The organism is Bifidobacteriaceae bacterium (assembly GCA_031281585.1).
Taxonomy (GTDB): Bacteria; Actinomycetota; Actinomycetes; order Actinomycetales; family WQXJ01; genus JAIRTF01.
In genome coordinates this window covers 1-18,139 of the sequence record JAITFE010000095.1, presented here as the reverse complement: position 1 = coordinate 18,139, position 18,139 = coordinate 1, and the positions used below count along the sequence as shown (strand labels likewise).

15 protein-coding genes are annotated in these 18,139 nt (G+C 71.1%); 5 read left to right on the top strand and 10 right to left on the bottom strand.

Features of this window, described 5'->3' with window-relative positions; all coding sequences use genetic code 11:
- Positions 1-26 precede the first annotated feature (26 nt).
- The gene (locus LBC97_11000; GenBank protein MDR2566556.1) at positions 27-1,325 is read left to right on the top strand and encodes a nucleotide sugar dehydrogenase; all 1,299 of its coding nucleotides are present in this window, start codon (positions 27-29) and stop codon (positions 1,323-1,325) included.
- Here LBC97_11000 and wecB read toward each other — a convergent pair.
- On the bottom strand, positions 1,322-2,380 hold the full coding sequence (gene wecB / locus LBC97_10995; GenBank protein MDR2566555.1) for a UDP-N-acetylglucosamine 2-epimerase (non-hydrolyzing): 1,059 nt from the start codon (positions 2,378-2,380) through the stop codon (positions 1,322-1,324). The two genes, LBC97_11000 and wecB, sit on opposite strands and share 4 nt — an antisense overlap.
- Positions 2,377-3,849 (bottom strand): glycosyltransferase, encoded by a 1,473-nt coding sequence (locus tag LBC97_10990; GenBank protein MDR2566554.1) that lies wholly within the window; start codon positions 3,847-3,849, stop codon positions 2,377-2,379. Before LBC97_10990 ends, wecB begins: the two co-directional genes overlap by 4 nt.
- Before the next feature lie 35 nt (positions 3,850-3,884).
- Between LBC97_10990 and LBC97_10985 the strand changes: the two genes are divergently transcribed.
- The 4 genes from LBC97_10985 to LBC97_10970 are packed head-to-tail and all read left to right on the top strand — an operon-like array spanning position 3,885 to position 11,170.
- On the top strand, positions 3,885-6,302 hold the full coding sequence (locus LBC97_10985; protein ID MDR2566553.1) for a glycosyltransferase family 4 protein: 2,418 nt from the start codon (positions 3,885-3,887) through the stop codon (positions 6,300-6,302).
- On the top strand, positions 6,292-7,737 hold the full coding sequence (locus LBC97_10980; protein ID MDR2566552.1) for a glycosyltransferase: 1,446 nt from the start codon (positions 6,292-6,294) through the stop codon (positions 7,735-7,737). The genes LBC97_10985 and LBC97_10980 overlap by 11 nt, the downstream gene beginning before the upstream one ends.
- Positions 7,734-9,470 (top strand): glycosyltransferase, encoded by a 1,737-nt coding sequence (locus tag LBC97_10975; protein MDR2566551.1) that lies wholly within the window; start codon positions 7,734-7,736, stop codon positions 9,468-9,470. Before LBC97_10980 ends, LBC97_10975 begins: the two co-directional genes overlap by 4 nt.
- Positions 9,467-11,170, top strand: coding sequence for a DUF6020 family protein (locus tag LBC97_10970; protein ID MDR2566550.1), 1,704 nt, complete (start codon positions 9,467-9,469; stop codon positions 11,168-11,170). Before LBC97_10975 ends, LBC97_10970 begins: the two co-directional genes overlap by 4 nt.
- Here the strand turns inward: LBC97_10970 and LBC97_10965 are convergent.
- The 8 genes from LBC97_10965 to LBC97_10930 all read right to left on the bottom strand — a co-directional run.
- Entirely contained in the window at positions 11,146-12,204 is a 1,059-nt protein-coding gene (locus LBC97_10965) for a Fic family protein (GenBank protein ID MDR2566549.1), read from the bottom strand. The two genes, LBC97_10970 and LBC97_10965, sit on opposite strands and share 25 nt — an antisense overlap.
- Positions 12,205-12,469: 265 nt before the next feature.
- Entirely contained in the window at positions 12,470-12,871 is a 402-nt protein-coding gene (locus LBC97_10960; protein MDR2566548.1) for a hypothetical protein, read from the bottom strand.
- A 520-nt stretch (positions 12,872-13,391) separates the two neighbouring features.
- Positions 13,392-13,943 carry a hypothetical protein gene (locus tag LBC97_10955; protein MDR2566547.1) on the bottom strand — a complete coding sequence of 184 codons (552 nt, stop codon included), beginning with the start codon at positions 13,941-13,943 and terminating at the stop codon, positions 13,392-13,394.
- 269 nt (positions 13,944-14,212) lie between these two features.
- Positions 14,213-15,025 carry an AAA family ATPase gene (locus LBC97_10950; protein ID MDR2566546.1) on the bottom strand — a complete coding sequence of 271 codons (813 nt, stop codon included), beginning with the start codon at positions 15,023-15,025 and terminating at the stop codon, positions 14,213-14,215.
- Positions 15,022-16,455, bottom strand: coding sequence for a DDE-type integrase/transposase/recombinase (locus LBC97_10945; GenBank protein MDR2566545.1), 1,434 nt, complete (start codon positions 16,453-16,455; stop codon positions 15,022-15,024). Before LBC97_10945 ends, LBC97_10950 begins: the two co-directional genes overlap by 4 nt.
- A gap of 79 nt (positions 16,456-16,534) precedes the next feature.
- Positions 16,535-17,200: a helix-turn-helix domain-containing protein gene (locus LBC97_10940; GenBank protein MDR2566544.1), complete on the bottom strand. Its 666-nt coding sequence runs from the start codon at positions 17,198-17,200 to the stop codon at positions 16,535-16,537.
- A 229-nt stretch (positions 17,201-17,429) separates the two neighbouring features.
- Positions 17,430-17,717, bottom strand: a complete 288-nt coding sequence (locus LBC97_10935) for a hypothetical protein (GenBank protein MDR2566543.1) — start codon at positions 17,715-17,717, stop codon at positions 17,430-17,432.
- 262 nt (positions 17,718-17,979) lie between these two features.
- The coding region (locus LBC97_10930; protein MDR2566542.1) for a transposase at positions 17,980-18,139 on the bottom strand (160 nt) is incomplete at its 5' end.

Sequence of the window (18,139 nt, the reverse complement as noted above, 5' to 3'; positions counted from 1 at the left end):
AAACGAGCAGTGGAGGTTTCGGAGAAGTGAAGATTGCGGTCGTGGCACTGGGCAAGATCGGCCTGCCGCTGGCGGTCCAATTCGCCGCCAAAGGCCACCAGGTGGTGGGCGTGGACGTCAATCCCGCGCTGGTCGCCAGGGTGAACGAGGGGCGCGAGCCGTTTCCGGGCGAGGCGGGACTGGGGGAGCGGCTGGGCCGATTGGTGCCCGCCGGGCGCCTGACGGCCACCACGGACTACGGCCAGGCCATTCCGGGCGCGGACGTGATCGTGGTGGTGGTGCCTTTGCTGGTGGACGACCAAACCTGGGAGCCGGACTTCGGCTGGATGGAGTCCGCGACCCGGTCGCTCGCCGCCAATCTGACGCCGGGCACGTTGATCTCCTATGAGACGACCTTGCCGGTCGGGACCACCCGCGGGCGCTGGAAGCCGCTGATCGAGGAGGTCTCCGGCCTGGTCGAAGGGGTTGACTTCGACCTGGTCTTCTCGCCGGAGCGGGTTCTGACCGGGCGGGTCTTCCGGGACCTTAGGCGCTACCCGAAGCTGATCGGGGCGCTGAGCGCCAGGGGCGCGGAACGGGCCACCGCGTTCTACCAGGCCGTCCTGGACTTTGACGAGCGGCCCGACCTGCCCAGGGCCAACGGGGTGTGGGACCTCGGCTCGCCGGAGGCGGCGGAGCTCGCCAAACTGGCGGAGACGACCTTCCGCGACGTCAACATTGGCCTGGCCAACCAGTACGCCAAGTTCGCCGAGCGCCATGGGATTGACGTGCACCAAGTCATCGAGGCCGCCAACTCGCAGCCGTATTCGCACATCCACCGGCCGGGGATCGCGGTGGGCGGCCACTGCATCCCCGTCTACCCCAGGCTTTACCTGTACAACGACCCGGAGGCGACAATCGTCCGGGCCGCCCGCGAGGCCAACATGGGCATGCCCGCGCACGCCGTCGAACTGGCGGCCTCGGCGCTGGACGGCGACCTGGCGGGCAAGACCGTGGCGGTGCTGGGGGCGTCCTACCGGGGGCGGGTCAAAGAGACCGCGTTCTCAGGGGTCTTCCCGGTGGTGGCGGCGCTGGCGGAACGCGGAGCCCGCGTGCTGGTCCACGACCCGATGTTCGCCGATGAGGAATTGGAGGGCTTCGGCTGGGCGCCGTATCACTTGGGCGAGCCGGTCGACGCCGCCATCATCCAGGCGGACCATCCCGTCTACGCCGACTTGGAGCCAGCCGACCTGCCGGGCGTCAAAGTGCTGGTGGACGGGCGGCGGGTGACCAGGCCGGAGCGCTGGGCGGGGGCCACCCGCCTGGTGATCGGCGCGGGCCGCTAGGCGGTCAGCTCTGCGACAACCCTGGCGGCGGCGTGTCCGTCGCCGTAAGGCTGGGAGCGTTCGGCGGTCGGCCGGGGGCGGGTGACGGCGGCGACGATCCGGTCCGGCTGGTTCGCCAGCACGTTCCATCCGCCCTCCAGGGTTTCCACCCATTCGGTCTCCGGGCGCACCGTGGTGCAGGGGCGCCCCAGCAGGTAGGCCTCCTTTTGCAGGCCGCCCGAGTCGGTCACCACGTTCTTCGAGTCGAGGACCTCGGCCACCATGGCGGGGTAGCTCAGGGGCTCAATCGGCTCGATCCCGCCGCGCGCCAGGTTGAGCCCGAATTCGGCGGCCTTGTCCCGCAGGCGGGGATGGGTGGCCAGGCGGACGTGGCCGGGCAGGGCCGCCAGGGCGTCCAGGATGGCGTCAAGGCGGGCCCGGTCGTCAGTGTTGGCCGGGCGGTGGATGGTGGCCAGGCTGTAATCGTCGACCGGTCCGGGCTGGCTTCGCCACTTCGGCCGGACGGCGTTCGCCACCCGGTAGCAGACGTCCGTCATGACGTCGCCGACCAGGCGCGAGGTCTTGGCCAGGCCCTCGCGCGCGAGGTGGGCCATCGCCACCGCCGTGGGCGCCAGGAGCAGGTCGGCGGCGTGGTCCGTGAGCACGCGGTTGTGCTCTTCCGGCATGCGGCGGTTGAAGGAGCGCAGCCCGGCCTCCAAATGGGCCAGCGGCAGGTGCAGTTTGACGGCGGCTATGGCGGCGGCGAGCGTGGTGTTGGTGTCGCCGTAGACCAGCACCCAGTCCGGGCGTTCGGCCAGGAACACGTCTTCGAGGGCCCCCAGCATGGCGCCGGTCTGGTGGCCGTGCGAACCCGAGCCCAGACCCAGGTTGACGTCCGGGGCGGGAATCGCCAGGTCGGCGAAAAAGGCTTGCGACATGGCCGCGTCGTAGTGCTGGCCGGAATGGACAATCCGGTGGTCCACCCCGGCCGCCGCCATGGCCTCCGCCACCGGGGCCAGCTTGACGAACTGCGGGCGGGCGCCAACCACGCTGATGATCTTCTGCGTCGAGCTCATGGCTGTGACACCTCCCGGTAGACGCGCTCCAGCACCGGCAGCTGGGCCTCCCAGCTGAACTTGGCCAGCAACTCGTGGTCGTTTTGAATGCGCTCTTTCAGTTCCGCCAGGCGGAGCATCACTTCGCCCACGGCCCGCGCCAAGTCGGCCGGGTCGTCCGGCCGGTGGGAGGCGCCCAGGTCGAGGCGGCGGACCAGGTCGGCTTGGGCGCCCAGGCTGGTGACGATCGGCAGCCCCGCGAAAAGGTACTCGAAGAACTTGTTGGTCAGGGCCACTTCGTGGTTGACGGCCGCGAGCAGCGGGCTCAACCCGATGTCCGCGGAACGGAAATAGTGGACCACCTGGTCGTGGTCCACGAACGGCACCACGTGGAGCCGGTCTTGGACGCCTTCCCGCTTGGCCAGCTCGATCAGCTCGGCGGGCATCCAGGCGACCGTGCGCACCACAACCGCGAGATGCGCGTCCGGCAGGAGCGGCAACGCCTGGATGGCGGTCTGGACGCCGCGGCCGGGATGGACGCCGCCGCCGTAGACCAACAGCGGAACGCCTTCGGCCACGCCCGCCGCAGTCCGTATGTCCGGAGTCTCCGGGCGGCGGGGCGCCAGCACGGGCACGTTCATGACCAGCTCCGGGCGCCGCGGCAGCTTGTAGTGGCGGCGCAGCAGGTCCGCGAGGGGCTCGGAGACCGTGATGACGCGGTCGAAACGCTTGATGTATTCCCTCTCCAGGCGGGCGTGGGCCGCCACCAGGCGCGGGTTCGTGTACGCCAGGCCCGGGACGAATTCGCGGGCGTCGTAGACCAAGGCGATCCGCCGGCCCTGGGCGGCGGCCCGCGACTGCGCCCGCGCCGCCACGTCGGTCATGTACACGTCATGCACGTGGATGATGTCCGGTCTCAGCTGGTCCAGGAGTGGCCCCACGGCCAACTCCTCCTCGATTCGGTCCGGCGCGACCACCCGCCACCGGGCGGCCCAGGGGAACAGGCGGTAGAAGAACAGCCGACGGGCCCTGGCGCGCTCCCAGCGGGCCGCCTCCGCGTAGACCTCCACGCCGGCCTTGGGCCGGCGCACCGTCAAGCGGGCCTTCGCCACCGCGGCGATCGCCCGGGAGTGCAGCTTGCGGGCCGCCCGCGCCGGCGCGGGCCCGCCGCCGTGGGCGGCGTCACGGGCCAAGAACGCGGCCAGCGCCCGGACGGTGTTGGGGCTGGCCGTTAGCGAGAAAGGGAGCAACGCTTCCTTCACGGCCCGCAGCCGGGCGGTCACGCCCCGCCCCTCCAAACGGCGCGGCAGGCGTTTGACGATCACCCGGCCGCCGGGCACCTCGTGTTCCTCGTCCCCGCCCCAAAACGCCGTGCCGACGGCGGTCGCCTCATAGCCGAATTGGTTCGCCGCCTCGACTTGCCGCAGCATCCTCGCGTCGACCAAAGCGTTGTTGTTGGCGGACAAGAAAACGATCCTACCTGCGGTCACCGGATCATTCTGCCATATCTGTTATCCTGCTCCGGATGCGTTTGAGGCGCCGGATCCGGCGGGTTCTGATCAGGATCCAGAGGTTGGCGGGTCACCGGTACCCGGGGTTGGTTTACCGTTCCATCCCCGTCGCGCGCTACCCCGCCGGGCAGTTGTCGAAGGCGCCCCGAACAGTCCCCGCCGGTCGCGCGGAGCGGCTCAGCCGCCTGGCCGCCAAAGCCGAGGCGGGCGGAAACCTGGCGGTCCAACTGGTCGGCGGCGCCGACCTGCGTGCCGGTCTGGACGAGGCGGGGCTCCTGGCGGATGGCTCCAGCGCGCCGGACGTTGTGATAGTCGAGCCGACCGGTTTGCCGTTGCCGGTCGTCCGGGAAGCCAGCCTTGGCGAAGTGGACGGTCCGGCCCGGTTCTTGTGGCTGACGGGCGACGCAGACCAGGCCGCGCCCTTCCTGGGCGTGGCGGAGGGATTCGACTTCGTCTTCGCCGCCGAACTGTCAGTCGCCCTGGAGCTCAGCCGGGAACTGGGCCCGGAGCGCGTGGGCGTGGCGCCCCTGCCGGGGCGCCGGGGCGGGGAGGAGCCGGCCGAACCGGACGCCTCCTCCGAGACCCGCATGAGCGCGGGCCTCCTGGGCCAACTCATCACCGAGGGCCACGCGGACGCCGCCTACTCGCGGGCGATTTGGAACTATTTCGACCAGGCGGCCGGTCCCGGCCGGCCGGTTGTCCTCGACCCGGCCGCCGTAGCCGGCGAGCACTCCCACCGGGCACGGCTGTGCCAGATGGTGGCCCAGGCGACGGGGAAGCCGCTGGAGCGGGAGCCGTGGCCGGCCATCGCCCGGCAGTTGGCGCAGGCGGCGGCGCGGCCCCAAGACCGCGACCGGGGCTGGCAGGTCAAACCCGCGGCTTGGCGGACCGGCCGCTTCGCGGCCCTGGGCGGCGCCCTTCACGCCTGGCGGGACGGGGCCGACCTGGTCTGGGAGGTCGCTCGCGGAGAGGGCACCACCATGTCGTTGGGCCTGCGCGGCTCGCTGCCCCTGACGCGGGTGGCGGCCGGCGGGGCGCTGCACGTCGAACTGTCCGGGCAGGGGACGGCCGAGGGCCAGGTGGCGATCACGCTGATGGACGCCAACGGCGGCGTGGTCCAGAGCCGCTGGCACGGCTGGAACGCCCGGCACCGAGTGGTCCCGCCGCCAGAGGCGGCGCGGGTGAGGCTCGCCGTGCGGGCTCTCGGCTCCGGCGTCTCGCGCTTCACCGGTGTGAAGCTCGCGGACCACGAGCGGAGGGAGACCCTGCCGCTGAAGAGCTCCCGCGACCGGGTGCTGCTGATCAGCGCGGGCTATCCCAGCGCCGACAACCTCTACAGCTTCGGGTTTGTCCACACCCGCGTGAAGGTGTACCAAGAACTGGGCTTCGAGGTCGACGTGATGGTGCTGCAGCCGAGCGGGGCCAAAGAATGGCGCGAGCACCTGGGAGTCCAGGTGCTTCAGGGCCCGCCCGAACTGCTCCACCAACTCATCGAGTCGGGCCGCTACGCCGCCGTGGGGGTGCACTTCCTCAAACCCCACGTGTGGGAGGCCCTCAAGGAGCACGTCGGCGCGGTGGCTTTGACCATCTGGGTCCACGGCAGCGACATCCAACCCTGGTGGCGGCGCGGCTTCGCGATCGAATCCGCCGAGGACCATGACCGGCTGGTGCGGCACACCGAAAACCTGATGGACATGTGGCGCCAGGTTGTGCCCCATGTCGGCGAAGCGGTCAAGCTGGTGTTCGTCTCGCGCACCTTCGCGGCGGAAGTCGCCGAAGACCTGGCCGAATTTGACCTGCGGCTGCCGCCCGGCGGCACGGCGGTGGTCAACAACGGCGTTGACACCGACTTGTTCGCCTACCGGCCCAAACCGCCCGCCCAACGTCTGCGCGTGCTGATGATCAGGAGTTTCGCCAGCCGGAAATACGGCACCGACCTGGCCGCCCAGGCGATCGAGGCGCTGAGCCGAGAGCCGTTCTTCGGCGAACTGCGGTTCCTGATCATTGGCGACGGCGAATTGTGGGGGCAGGACGCGGAGCCGCTGGCGCGATTCGCCAATGTGGAGCTGCGGCGCGGCTTCGCCACCCACCAGGAGATCGCCGAACTCCAACAGGACTACGGGGTGATGCTCCAACCGACCCGCTGGGACTCGCAAGGGGTCTCCCGCGACGAGGCGATGGCGTGCGGGCTGGTGGTGATCTCCAACGCCGTGGCGGCGGTGCCGGAGTTCATGTCGGAGGCGGAGGGCTACCTGGCGGCGCCGGACGACCCGAACGGGATTGTCCAGGCGATCGGCGACCTGTACCGCCACCCCGACGTGTTCGCGGCCAAGTCGGCGGCGGCCGCCCGGCGCGTCCGGTCTAGTATGACTATGGCCCAGATGGCCGCCCAGGAAATCGCGCTGTTGAAGGAGGGGACGGGTGTCGGCTAAGGGGCCCCACTTGGTGATGGCCGTGGCCAACCCGATAACGGCGGACGCGAGGGTGCGCAAGTCGGCGGCATCGGCGGCGGCGATGGGCTACCGGGTGACGCTGCTGTGGGCGGACGACACGGGCCATGTGGTCACCGAAGGCGAGCTGGGCGGCGCCCGGACGGTCGGCCTGCCCGTCGCCTACGAACTGCGGCAAGAGGCGCAGCGCCGGGTGTCGAAGAAGGCGGCCGCGGGGCGCAACTGGCTGCCGATCGGCTACGCGAACGCGCGCGCCCGCCGCATCCGGGCGGCCGAACTGGCGGCCCGGCGGGCCCGCCTCGACACCGACCGCGTGCCGGTTTCGCTGCGGGCGGCCCAACTGGCCCACCGCGTGCGCTCCAAGGCGTTGTCCGTGCGGACCGAGCGGCGCCAAAGCCGCTACGAGGCGTGGCGGCGCCGCCAGCCGTGGCGCAAAGAACTGGCCAACGTGGCGGATTTGGAAGGCGTCTTCAACCCCTGGCTTGTCAAGCTGGAGCCGGACTTGTTGCACCTCCACGACGTGCACCTGCTGGGCGCCGGCGTCCATGCGAAGCGGCGGCTGGCGGCGCGCGGCAAACAGGTCAAGCTGGTCTACGACGCCCACGAATACGTCGCCGGGATGCTGGGCGGCAACCCCTTCTGGGAGGCCGCCTACACGGCCATGGAGAGGGAGTTCGCGCGTGAGGCGGACGCCGTCATCACCGTCTCCGAGCCGATCGCCGACCTGTTGCCGCAGGAGTTGGGCTTGCCGACGCGTCCCACGGTGGTGTTGAACACCCCGCTGTTGCGCGCGGGCCAGGAGCAGGCCTGCGGGCCGGACCTGCGCGCGGCGTTGGGCCTGGGCTTGGATGTTCCCCTTGGTGTGTACGCCGGTGTGCTGGCCGCCAACCGCAACCTCAAACAACTGATCGAGGGCGTGGCGCTGGTGGAAAACGTGCACTTGGCCTTGGTCTGCGTCCCGAACGCCCATTACCCGGTGGCGCTCGGCCTGGCCGAGCACGCGGCCAAGCTGGGCGTGGGGGACCGGGTCCACCTGGTGGAGCCGGTGACCCCGGAAGAGGTGGTGCGGTTCTTGTCGAGCGCGACTTTCGGCATCCACCCCATGGCCCTTGGCCTGCCGAACCATGAGATGGCGTTGCCGAACAAACTGTTCGACTACCTGTGGGCCGGCCTGCCGGTGGCGGTGAGCCGCGTCAAGGCTATGGGGGAGTTGGTGGCGGAAGCCGGGATTGGCGTCACGTTCGACCCGGCCGACCCGGCCTCGATCGCGGAGGCGATCCGATTGGTCCTGGCGGACCGGGAGGCTTTGGCGCGGGCCGCCCGCGCGCCCGCGCTGAAAGAGCGTTTCGCGTGGGAGACCCAAGCGGAGAAGCTGGCGGAGCTGTACGCCGGCCTCGTGCCGCTGGCGGACCCGTGAGCGGTTCCGGCCAGGCCGTCGTGGCGACCCCCTGGTACCCCACCGAGGACAAGCCCTACGCCGGCGCCTTTGTCCGCGATTGGGCGCGCGCCCTGGCCTGGCCCGAGGACAAGCTGACCGTGGTCCACCTGGAGCTGGTGGCCCCGGACGACCCGCGCGCGGCCTCGGAGCGGCGGGCGCCGGAGGGCCGCGTCCTGTGGATGCCAGTCAAAGTGGGCCATTCCCTGCCCAGGGCGGAGGCCGCCGAGGCGCAGGCCCGCGCCCTGACCGGCGCCGCGCGGGCGGCGGTCGAGGCGGCGGACGTGGTGTTCGCGCACGTCGGCCTGCCCACCGGGTTCGCGGCCGCCCAGGCCCTGCGGCCCGGCCAGCGGCTCGTTTTGGCGGAGCACGCCTCCTACCTGCCGCAACTTTTGCGGAAGCGGGCGTCGCGTTCGCTGTACGGCCGGGTTGTGTCTATGTCCGATGCCGTCTTGACCGCCGGGGAGGACGCCGCCAGTCGGATTCGGCGCGCCTTCCCGGCCGACCGGGCCAAGGTCTGGGCCGTCGGCAACCCCGTGGACCCGGCCGAGTTCCCGTTCCTGGACCGTCCGGTCGAGGCGGGCCTGGACCATTGGTTGTACGTGGGCAACCTGGACGCCGCGAAGGGCGTGTTCGCGGTGGTCCGCGGCTTCGCCGCCGTCTGCTCCGCGCGTCGGCGCGCGGGCCTGCGGCTCTCGTTGGCCGGCCATGGGCCGGCCCGGGCCGACTTGGAGGCCTTGGCCTTGCGGCTCGGCGTGGCGGACAGGATTTTCTTCTTGGGGGCGCTGAACCGCGTCGAGGTGGCCCAAGCGATGGCGGCGGCGGACCTCCAACTCCACCTCTCGCCCGCCGAGACCTTCGGTTTGGCCCCGCTGGAGGGCCTGCTCGGCGGGTTGCCGCTGGTCGTGGCCCGTAACCACGGCACTTTGCAGACCATGGCCCCAGCCGTCGCCGCCGGGCGGGCGGTGATGATCGACCCGCCTCTGGGGCCCGGCGCGGGCGCGGCGGTGGCGCGGGCGGTGGGGGACTTGGAGGGGTCTTTGCGCCGGGGCGCCCCCGGCGCGGCGCGGGCGGTCAGAGAGGCGATTGCGCTGCGTTACGGCGCGGACCAATTCGGCGCTATGGAACGGCGGGTCGCGGCGGGTCGCGCGCCGTTCGCCGAGGCGCCCGCCGGGGGCGCGGCCCCGGCGTTGGCCGCCCCGCTGGTGGCGGCGGCGTTGACGGAGAGCGGCTGGGACGAGTTGTCCGGCCTGGTTGGCCAGGCCCTGTTCGACGGCCGGCCGGTCACGGCCGTGGTGGTGAGCGGGCGGGTCGCGCGGGGGCTCGACCCCCGGATCAAGGCCGCCCGCGCGCCCGACCCGGCCCCCTGGGCGCCGCCGTTGGCCCGCCTTGTCGGCCGGTTGGCGGTGGCGCCGCTGAAGGGCCGGTCGGTTGTCGTCCGCCGGGCCGGCCGCTGGCTGGGTGAGCCGAGCCGGGACCGGGCGAACGCGCTGGCCGAGGCGGAGTTGCGGGTGGCCGCGTGGCGGCGCGGCCTTGAGGCCGCCATTCGGCGGCGGAGCACCAGCCCGCGCCGTGCCCGCCGTCTGGCTCTGGTTGTGCGGTCCCGCCGCGCGGACGGCGCGGAGTTATTGACTCCCCCGTCCGAGGCGCGGGGGCCAGCCTCAAGGGCGACCGCTTCTGCCACGCCACCCTTAGGCGGGCGGGCCGGTTCATGAAGTTGGCGCGACCACGGGAAGAGGCGGCGTCTGGCGGCGGGCGTTGGTCCAGGGCGCTCCTCGGCTGGGACCAGGCCTTGCGCGGCCCGTTGACCTGGGTCCTCGGCGTGGTCTTCGGCGCCGCCACCGCCGTGGGCGTGGCGGTCATCAGGGACGGTTCGGCGCACTGGACCTCGCCTTGGCTTTATGTGACCATCGCGGCTCTGGCCGCCGTCTTCGCGGGCGCCGTGGCGGCGGCCCGCTGGCTGGTCGAACGTCCCCGCCTCCGCCCCATGGCCGTTTGGCGGAACCGCCCACGGGCCTTCTTCTTCGACTGGGCCGTCATCTGGCTGGCCTGGACTCCCGTCTGGCTGTCCGGCTGGCCGGGCTTCTGGTGCTATGACGCGGCCACCGCCCACAGGCTGGCCTCCGGCCACGCGCTGACCACGGCCATGCCGCCGCTGCACACCTTCCTGGCCACGGGGGTGGAAATCGGGGTGGCCAAGCTGACCGGCCACGACAACTACGGGATAGCCGCCTGGATCATGCTGCAGTCCGTGGCCGTCGCCGCGGTGTTCGCCTTCGCCTTGCGGCGCCTGCGGGCGTGGCGGGTTCCCCGCGGCGTCCGCTGGGGGGCTTTGGCCTACTTCGCGGTCTTCCCCACCATCGCGCTGTTCTCGCTCAACTGGGCGCGCAACACCGCCTTCTCGGCGGTCGTCCTGGCGTTGGCCGTCTGCACAGTCGACGCGCTCAAACAGCCCCGCCGCTGGCGCTGGTGGCTGGTCGCGGCGTTGGCGGTGGCCGCCATCGCCATGCGCCGGGACGCCGTCTACGGGTTCATCCTGTTCGCGCTGCTGGCGGTGATTGTCAGACAGCCCGCCCGCAAGGCGCTGGCGGCCTGCTTCATCAGCGCCGCGGTGGCGGGCCTGCTGCTTGACCCGCTGGTGTACAAGGGGATCCTCCATTTGCCCGCCGGCAACGCCGTCGCCGCCTACTCGGTGCCGCTGCAGCAACTCGCCCGCGCCTACAACGCTTCCCCGAGCGCCATGACGCCGGACCAACGGGCCGTCCTCGAGTCCTACGTGAAGCCGGAGGCGCTCGCGGTCTACCGGCCCCAACTGGCCGACCCGGTCATGCTCGGCGCTGACACCGCCCGCCTCCAGATGGACACCAAACGTTTCGTGAAGCTCTGGGCGGAGGTGGGCCTGGCCCACCCCGGCATTTACGCGGACGCGCTGGCCGCCAACACCGTCCAAGGGTGGCTGCCGGGCGCCGTGGTGGACGTGTACTCGGTGTCCGGACCTGACGCCCTTTACCCGGCCACGGGCACCAGCTACTTCTGTTACAACACGGAAAGCCCTGGGGTAGCGGATCCAAAAGGACCCGCGTTTGTGCACCAGGCGTATGCCGCCTTCTCCTCCAAGTCGAAGGTGCCCTTCGAGACGCCCATTCTGGCCTGGCTGTGGTCCCCGGCCACCTACCTCTGGTTGACCGGATTCGCGGCGGCGCTCGCCTGGGCCAGGGGCCGGAGCGGGCAGCCGACCGCCTTCCTGCCGGTCGGATTGCTGCTCCTGGCCACCTGCGTCCCGGTCTTCGCCGGACCGGGCATGCTGGTGCGCTACTTCCTGCCGTTCTTCTACTGCGCGCCGCTGGTGGCGGCGTTCCTGGCCGACCCGAGGGTCTTCGACCTCCGGCGTCAGGCGGTCACCGACGGGCGGTAGCGCACCGGGTCGGCATCCTGGTCCTTGACCAGGTGGCCCTCCTTGACCATGGCCTCCAACCGGCGGGACACCAAACGTTTGGGGGTGGGGGAGAGGATGGCGACGGCATCGTGCAGGGAAAGCGAGCCGTAGTGGTCCGCGAAGGCGAGCAGGGCCGCCTCGTCGCGGCGCATGGCGGGCCAGGCCTGGGCGAACTCGTCGCCCACCTCGAAGCCGGAGAACAGCGCGGTGAGCCGGTCGACCTCGTTCAGCAGGCCGCGCAGGTAGAAGGACAGCCAGGTGTTGCGGGAGTTGTGGGCCCGCTCCAAATAGCTGGCGCCGTTGTCCAAGGCGGCGTAATAGGCCGAGCGGTTGTCAAGGTAATACAAGCCCAGGGCCAAACCGTCCTGGAAGGAATAGCCGTGCTGGCCCAACACGATCCGCGAGGTCAGGCGCGCGATCTGCCCGGTGGAAACGTTGAACGGCCGGATCGAGGCGATCTCCTGGTGGGCAATGCCGGCCGCGATGACGGGATGCGGGTCGTCCCCGGCCGTCGCCAGCCACCGCAGCAGCGCCTCCAGGCGGGCCTCGACCAACTCGGCCGGCGGGGCCTTGTACTTGCCCCAGTCCGAGCCGACGAACTGGTCGCCGATCAGCGCGGGTCCGGGCCTGAAGGCGCCCAGGTGCACGTCCGGGATCAGCCCCTGGGCGAAAATGCGGTGCATTTCCACGATGTCCTCCAGGGCGAGGGGGGAGCGGTCCTGTTCGCGGGCCAGCCCCCAGCGCATGCCCTCGCGGGCGTTGTGGACCTCCGTCACCGCGCGGGCGGGCGCGTGGACCTCCTCGCCGGCCAAGATGGCCTCGATTTCCCGCTTGGTCAGGGAGGTGTCGGAAAGGCCGGCCGAGGCGACTGCCATGTCGCTTTCGGCCTGCCGGTGCAGCGAGTCCGCTTGCTCGGTGGTCAGGCGGGCGGCGTCGATCCGGCCGCGGGCGCGTTCAATCAAGGAGACGGCGGCGAGAAACCGGGGGGTGAGGGAATAGAAAGGATCGAACATGCCTCCCAGGCTAGAACCGCGGGACCCACTTGGCATAGGCCGTCGGGCGATCGGTCTGTTGGATCAGGCGGGCCGGCCCCTGCGGCGACCGCCCAAAGCGCAGTCGGGGGAGGCGGCAACCGGCCGACGTTCCGTTACATACAGTGGCGACCATCGGTTGCATAGAGGTCCGACCAAGTGTTTCGCTGCGGGGAAGCACCCTGCACCCGAACCACAAGCCGAACTGGCCGCCCGCGCCAACACCATCGGATCGGCCGCCCTGTGCTCAGGAGTTGGCCCAGTCTTCGACCGCGAGGCCCTTCACGCGGCGGAACTTGCCGGTGTTGTTCGTCACGATAGTCGCGCCCGCAGCCAAACAGCGTCCGGCGATGGCGGAGTCGTTGACGCCGATGGGCGTTCCCGCCCGCCGCAGGTCGCGGCGGATCAAAGCGGTTTGGTCTGCGGCGGCCTGGTCCCATGGGACAACGCCGTCGAGCCGGGCGGTGGAGTCGGCCACCATGGCGGCGTGTTTCGGGGAAGCCTTCGACCCGAGGGTGCCGTCGCGGAGCTTCGAGTGGACGATGGCGGATATTACGATGCTGGCGCCGCTGGCCTGCGCTCTTCCCAGGTTTGCGACGACTGCGGGCAGCGCGCGCATCAGAAAGGAGCACGTGCTCGTGTCGAGCATGTATGCCGGCGCGGGGACCGCTCGTGGCGTGATCCGCTCCTTTCAACACCGGCGCCATAACATATGGCAACATATGCCGCTCGGCGGCAATCGCCCGACCGGCGTGAACGCTCTCAGCCCTTTTCGCGTGGTTGGATCAGGTCACTGGAGCTGATCGGCCGGCCCGCGACCAGCGGCCCCGCGCCGCCGCAGACGGGCCCCGGGCCGCCCCAAGCGAAGCCGACGATGCCGTGCCCCGAAGGTTCTCGCCTCCGCCTTGGTTTGTTCCCGGCCCGGCGGGGCTCCTGCGGTCTCGAGGTGCCCCGGCCGTCACGGGTCGGCGGGTGCCGCCGGGTCGCGCGCCACGGTCGGCCTCGCGTCAACATCGGCGAGGTCCGCCCGGTCGCCGAGTCTCCTCCGCCAACGGGCTCGCGGCGTCCCGCGTCGGCGACCGCCCGCGCATTCGTACGACGCGAGGACGCCGGCACGGCGTCGAACACCGCCCGCACCTGCCGCGAAGGAACCCGATCACACAGGCCGATCAGCCCAGGTTGTCGACCACGTCCGCGCCAGCCACGGCCAACAGCCATTCCAACTGGAACCACGAGTACGGCCACCCGTCGACTTCGATGAACACGCTCGCACGGTCCGGCCCGTCAACCCGCGCGTCCCACCAAAACCACGTCCGGAACTCCTCCGAAAACGAATACACCCAAGCGTCAAGCGTGTAGGGCGCGTACCATTCGCGCCAGGGGGTATAGGTCGTGACGAGCCGCCGCGTGCGGCTGCTCAACCCGCCCCACCATTTCTCCCGTTCGGGCGACGCCCACCAGAGGCGGCCGTCCAGGTCGTCTTCGGGGCCGTTGGGCGCGAATGTCTCCATCAGCCAGTCCGGCAGCCCGGACGCCTCGCCTCGCTCCAACTCTTCCTCGGTCGTGGACAACACGATGCGCAGCACGTCCTTGACCCTATGGATCACCAGGTCCGCGTCGACGCCGGTCTCCAACCGGATCTCCACGACCCCCGCCAAACCCGACCGCTCGCCCGGGCGCGGCCCCGAATCCAACCGCCTCAACTCATCCGCCCGGTCCACTCGACAATCCTCCCACCGGCGGCGCTGGCCGCCAGTCAAACTGAGTCCGCTTCCCGCCATTTCGACGGCCTCCCAATTTGGGTGTGTTCGGCATCGTAGGAAACAATTGCCCTATCGGGCTGTTCGTTGTTGTCTCGGCTGTTAGCCGTCACCTGATTTGACGGTGTTGGCGTCGTTGGGGGCGCCGATGCGGGCATGGGGATGGGGCCCCCGGGTGGGGGCCCCATGGTCGTGTTGCCGCGTTGGTCGCCAGGCTGGCGGCGGCGGGGTTAGTCGGTGTTCTCTATGACGGCGGCGACGGCGCATTCTTTGTCGACGATGGCTTTGCCGGCGGCGTAGGCGGCGACCATCGCGGCGGTGGCGAGGTTGTTGACGGCTCTGGGGTGGCCGCGGGACGCCTGCCAGATCTCGGCGACCGCGTCGTCGGCGAAGAGCAGCTCGGACCGGCCCGCCCACGCGAGGTGGGTTTTGAGGTAGGCGGTCGTCTCGGCCGGGTCCATGCCGGCCATCTGGTAGCGGACTCCTATCCTTTGGTCGAGGGCGGCGAGGACGGCGAGCTTCAGCCTGCGGCGCAGGGTCGGCTGGCCGACGAGGACCAGCGCGAACACCGACTGGGAGTCCATGTCGCAGTTCGTCAGCATCCGCAGGGACTCGAGCTCCTGGTTGGACAGGAGGTGCGCTTCGTCTATCACGACGACGGGGAGGCGGCCTCTTTCGTCGAGCTCGCCGGCGAGGAGTTTGGCGGTCTGGGTGGCGAGCATCCCGGTGTGGAACTGGGGCTGCCCGCCCAGCGCGGCGGTGATCTGGGAGTGGACGCCGCGCAGGGTGATGGTCGGGTCGGGGATGTAGACGGGAAGGTGCCGGGCGGGCTCGAGTCCGGCGAGGGCGGCCCTGACGGCCATGGTCTTCCCGGACCCGACTTCGCCGGTGACGACCGCGACCTGGCGTTGCGCGACCGCCCACGACACCCTCGCGACCGCCTCTTGGAACGATTTGTGCCGGGACAGGGACTCGACTGGCACGCCCTTGCCGAACGGCATCCGGGTCAGGCCCCAGTGGGTTTGGAGGCGGTCGACGCTCACAGCAGCGCCCCCTGCTCCCAGCCGTCGTCCCCGCCCGGGCCGCCGTCGAGGTCTTGGGCGGCCTCGTCGTCGGACAGCGCCCGGTAGTCGATCCCGGCGGCCGCTATCTCGTCGCGGCGGTCCCGCTCCACCAGCCTGAGGTAGTCGATCCCGGTCGCCGCGCCGCCCTCGGCGCCTTTGTCCTCGTCGCGGGCCGCGGCCTGCGCTTTCTTGTGGACGTGCCGGCCGATCACCGCCGGTTCGCCCCGCCCGGCGGGCTCGCCGTCGAGGAGCACCTCGACCGGGGAGCCCATCTGGTAGGGGTCGTAGACGACCTCGACCCTCCGGCCGGCGAGGGACGCGTCCACCTCGTAGGTGTTCCCGGCCAGCTGGACGGTCGCGTCTTTGCGGACCTTCCTCGTGGCGGACCATTTGAACGCGTCCGCGATCTGCTCCAGGGTGGCGCGCCTGGGCTCCGCCCTGGCCCACCCCGCCGCCCACCGGTCGGCGGGCGCCTGCCCGGTCGTGTCGTTCGGCGCCCGGTGGTAGACGGACGCCACCCACGCGTCGAACAAGGAGTTCAGCTCCTCCAGCGAGCCGACCGGGGAGCCGCCGGCGGGGCCCTCGCCGCCGGCTGGGGCGACCTCGGCGAGGAACTGGCCGTCGACCGTGTTGAAAAATCTTTCGATCTTGCCGCGGCCCTGCGGGCGGCCCGGCGCGGAGTGGACCAGCCGGATCCCGAGGCGGGCGCACGCCCGCCCCAGCGCGCCGTCCACCATCGCGGCGCCATTGTCCAGGTACAGGGAAGACGGGATCCCGTGCGCGGCCAGCGCCGGCCGCAACGCGATCGCGAGGCGGGCGTGGTCCTCGGACCAGGCCCACCTCGCGCCCGTCACGTACCGGGAATGGTCGTCGAGGAACGCGAACAGGTACGCCTTCCGGCCCGCGACCCTGGGGCCGTGCAAAGCGTCCCCGACCCAGATCTCGTTCGGGAAGTCCGCCTGGAAACGGCCGTGGGCCTCCGGCGGCGCGGCCGTGTTCAACCCGAGCCTGCGGAAATGCCTCAAGATCGTCGACTCGGACGGCGCGTCCCCCGCCGCGCGCAGCATCACCCTCCGCACCTGCGCCGCGGTCCGCTCCGGCCGCTCCTTCTTCAACGCCGCCGCCATGTCCAAAACCTCTTGCGGGGTCCTCGGCTCGGACTGCCTGCCCGACGGCCGCAGCCCCATCAGGCCGCCGCGCCGCCACGCGCGCAGCCACCGGTCGACCGTCTCCCTGGACACCCGCCTGGTCCCCCCGCCCGGCGCGGGATGAGCCTCCCCCGCGATCCGCCGCACCACCCGGCCGCGCTGCTTCGCGGTCAGCTCCGGATCGATCGCGTCGCGTATCACCCCCCAACGCCACATCGCCACCCTGTCGGCCCTCTCAGACCTCGAAACCGCCTCAACCATGCCAGCCATCCCCCTCCCGGGATCGAAACAGGCGCCCCGCCGGCCCTTACCGGCCGGCGCCGGGCGCCGGGCCCGCCCCTCACAGGCCCGGAGCCAACCCTGTCTCAGACCACCACGCCGGCATAAGCGCCAACTCGTGTTGCGCTTCCCCCGCCCACCAAGACGCCTGCAACAACCGGGACCGGCACGCCGCCGCGCCCGCCGACTGCCACGAACCCGCCGGGCGCCGCCAACGCGCCCCCACGGCCGCCGCCAACGCCGACAACACGGCCACCAGGCCCCCAAGCGGGGACCCGGCCGGCCTCGGCGACACCGCGGCCGGATCCGGGGCGACCTCGAACGCGGCGGCCAGCAACACGCCCGCCCCCGCCTCGGCCGCCGTCCCGGCGGCCTTGAGCCAGCGCCTGACCGTGGTCGGCGGCCGGGCCAGCCGCGACGCGATCCGCCGCCAACCCAGACCCGCCGCCCGCCACTCCACCGCGCGGGCGATCACGCGGGCCGAGTCCGCCCGCCTGGAGAAAAACAACACCGGCAACAGCACATGCGTCGCCCCGCACGCCGAGCACCGCGCCCGCCTCGGCGCGAACCGCGCCCGCGACACGCCCCGCCCCGCGAAACCGTCCCACACCACGCGGAACCGGGCCCATCCCCAAGGCCGCAACACCCCGCCGCAGACCGGGCAACGGTAACCCCCGGCCAGCAACCTCGCCTCGACAACCAGCTGATTAACGCATACCGTCAACACAAGCGCGCTCCCAACGCGCCAGGCCCCCGGCCGCCCAACCGATCAACGGGCCGCCGGGGGCCGCCCGACAAAGACCGTCACAATCCTGACGGCAACCCCCGCCCCAACGCCACCCCCCCGCACCGTCAAACAACCCGCCTCAAACACCGCCAAACAACACGACGCTGGACATCGGCCTCAGCCTCACGCGCGTCACCGCTGGGGGGGTCGCCACCCCGGGCCGCGCAGCTCAGAGCCGATGCCCTCGCAGAGCCGCCAGCCACGCCCTGTCGAACTCGGGCCGCGTGATCCGCTCCGCCGTGAACTCGTCCTGGGCGGAAATCTCCTCAACCGAGGGCAAGGGCGACACGGACAAGCGAGTCGACCCTGTCGAGCGCCGGCGGTCCGCCAGATCGGCATGGCCGTCACGGTACACCTCCACCTTCCTCGTCTCCTCGCCGTCCGTCACCTCGCAGAGAAGCAGGACGGGCTCGTCCACGAATGCGTGACCCCAAATCACCCGCAAGTAATAGACCATCGCACTCCACCCTAACAACGCAAACAGTCGCCCAGGCCAAGCGGAACACGACCGGAAAGACGAGAACCCGCCAGCGCCCTATAGGCGCCGTCGAATACGAACACGATGCCGCCTCCTTCGGGATCGGTTCCCTCCGCGTCCGGCAGGCTGGTCCCGACTAGGAACGCGACGCGTTCCTCGGAGAGCTCGGCACCCTCGCCGCCGCTGGTCAACGCAACCTTGCCCGGCCCTCGTCCAGAACCCAATCCGACTAGGGCGTGTCTCATAAGGTGTCTCGGAGGCAGGTTATGATTCCGGCGAGGGCTATCCCGGCCCGGTGGTTGCGGGCGTGTTTGTCGTAGCGGGTGGCCACTGCCCGGAACTGTTTGATCCGGGCGAAGAACCGCTCGACGACGTTCCTGGTCTTGTAGACCGCGTGGTCG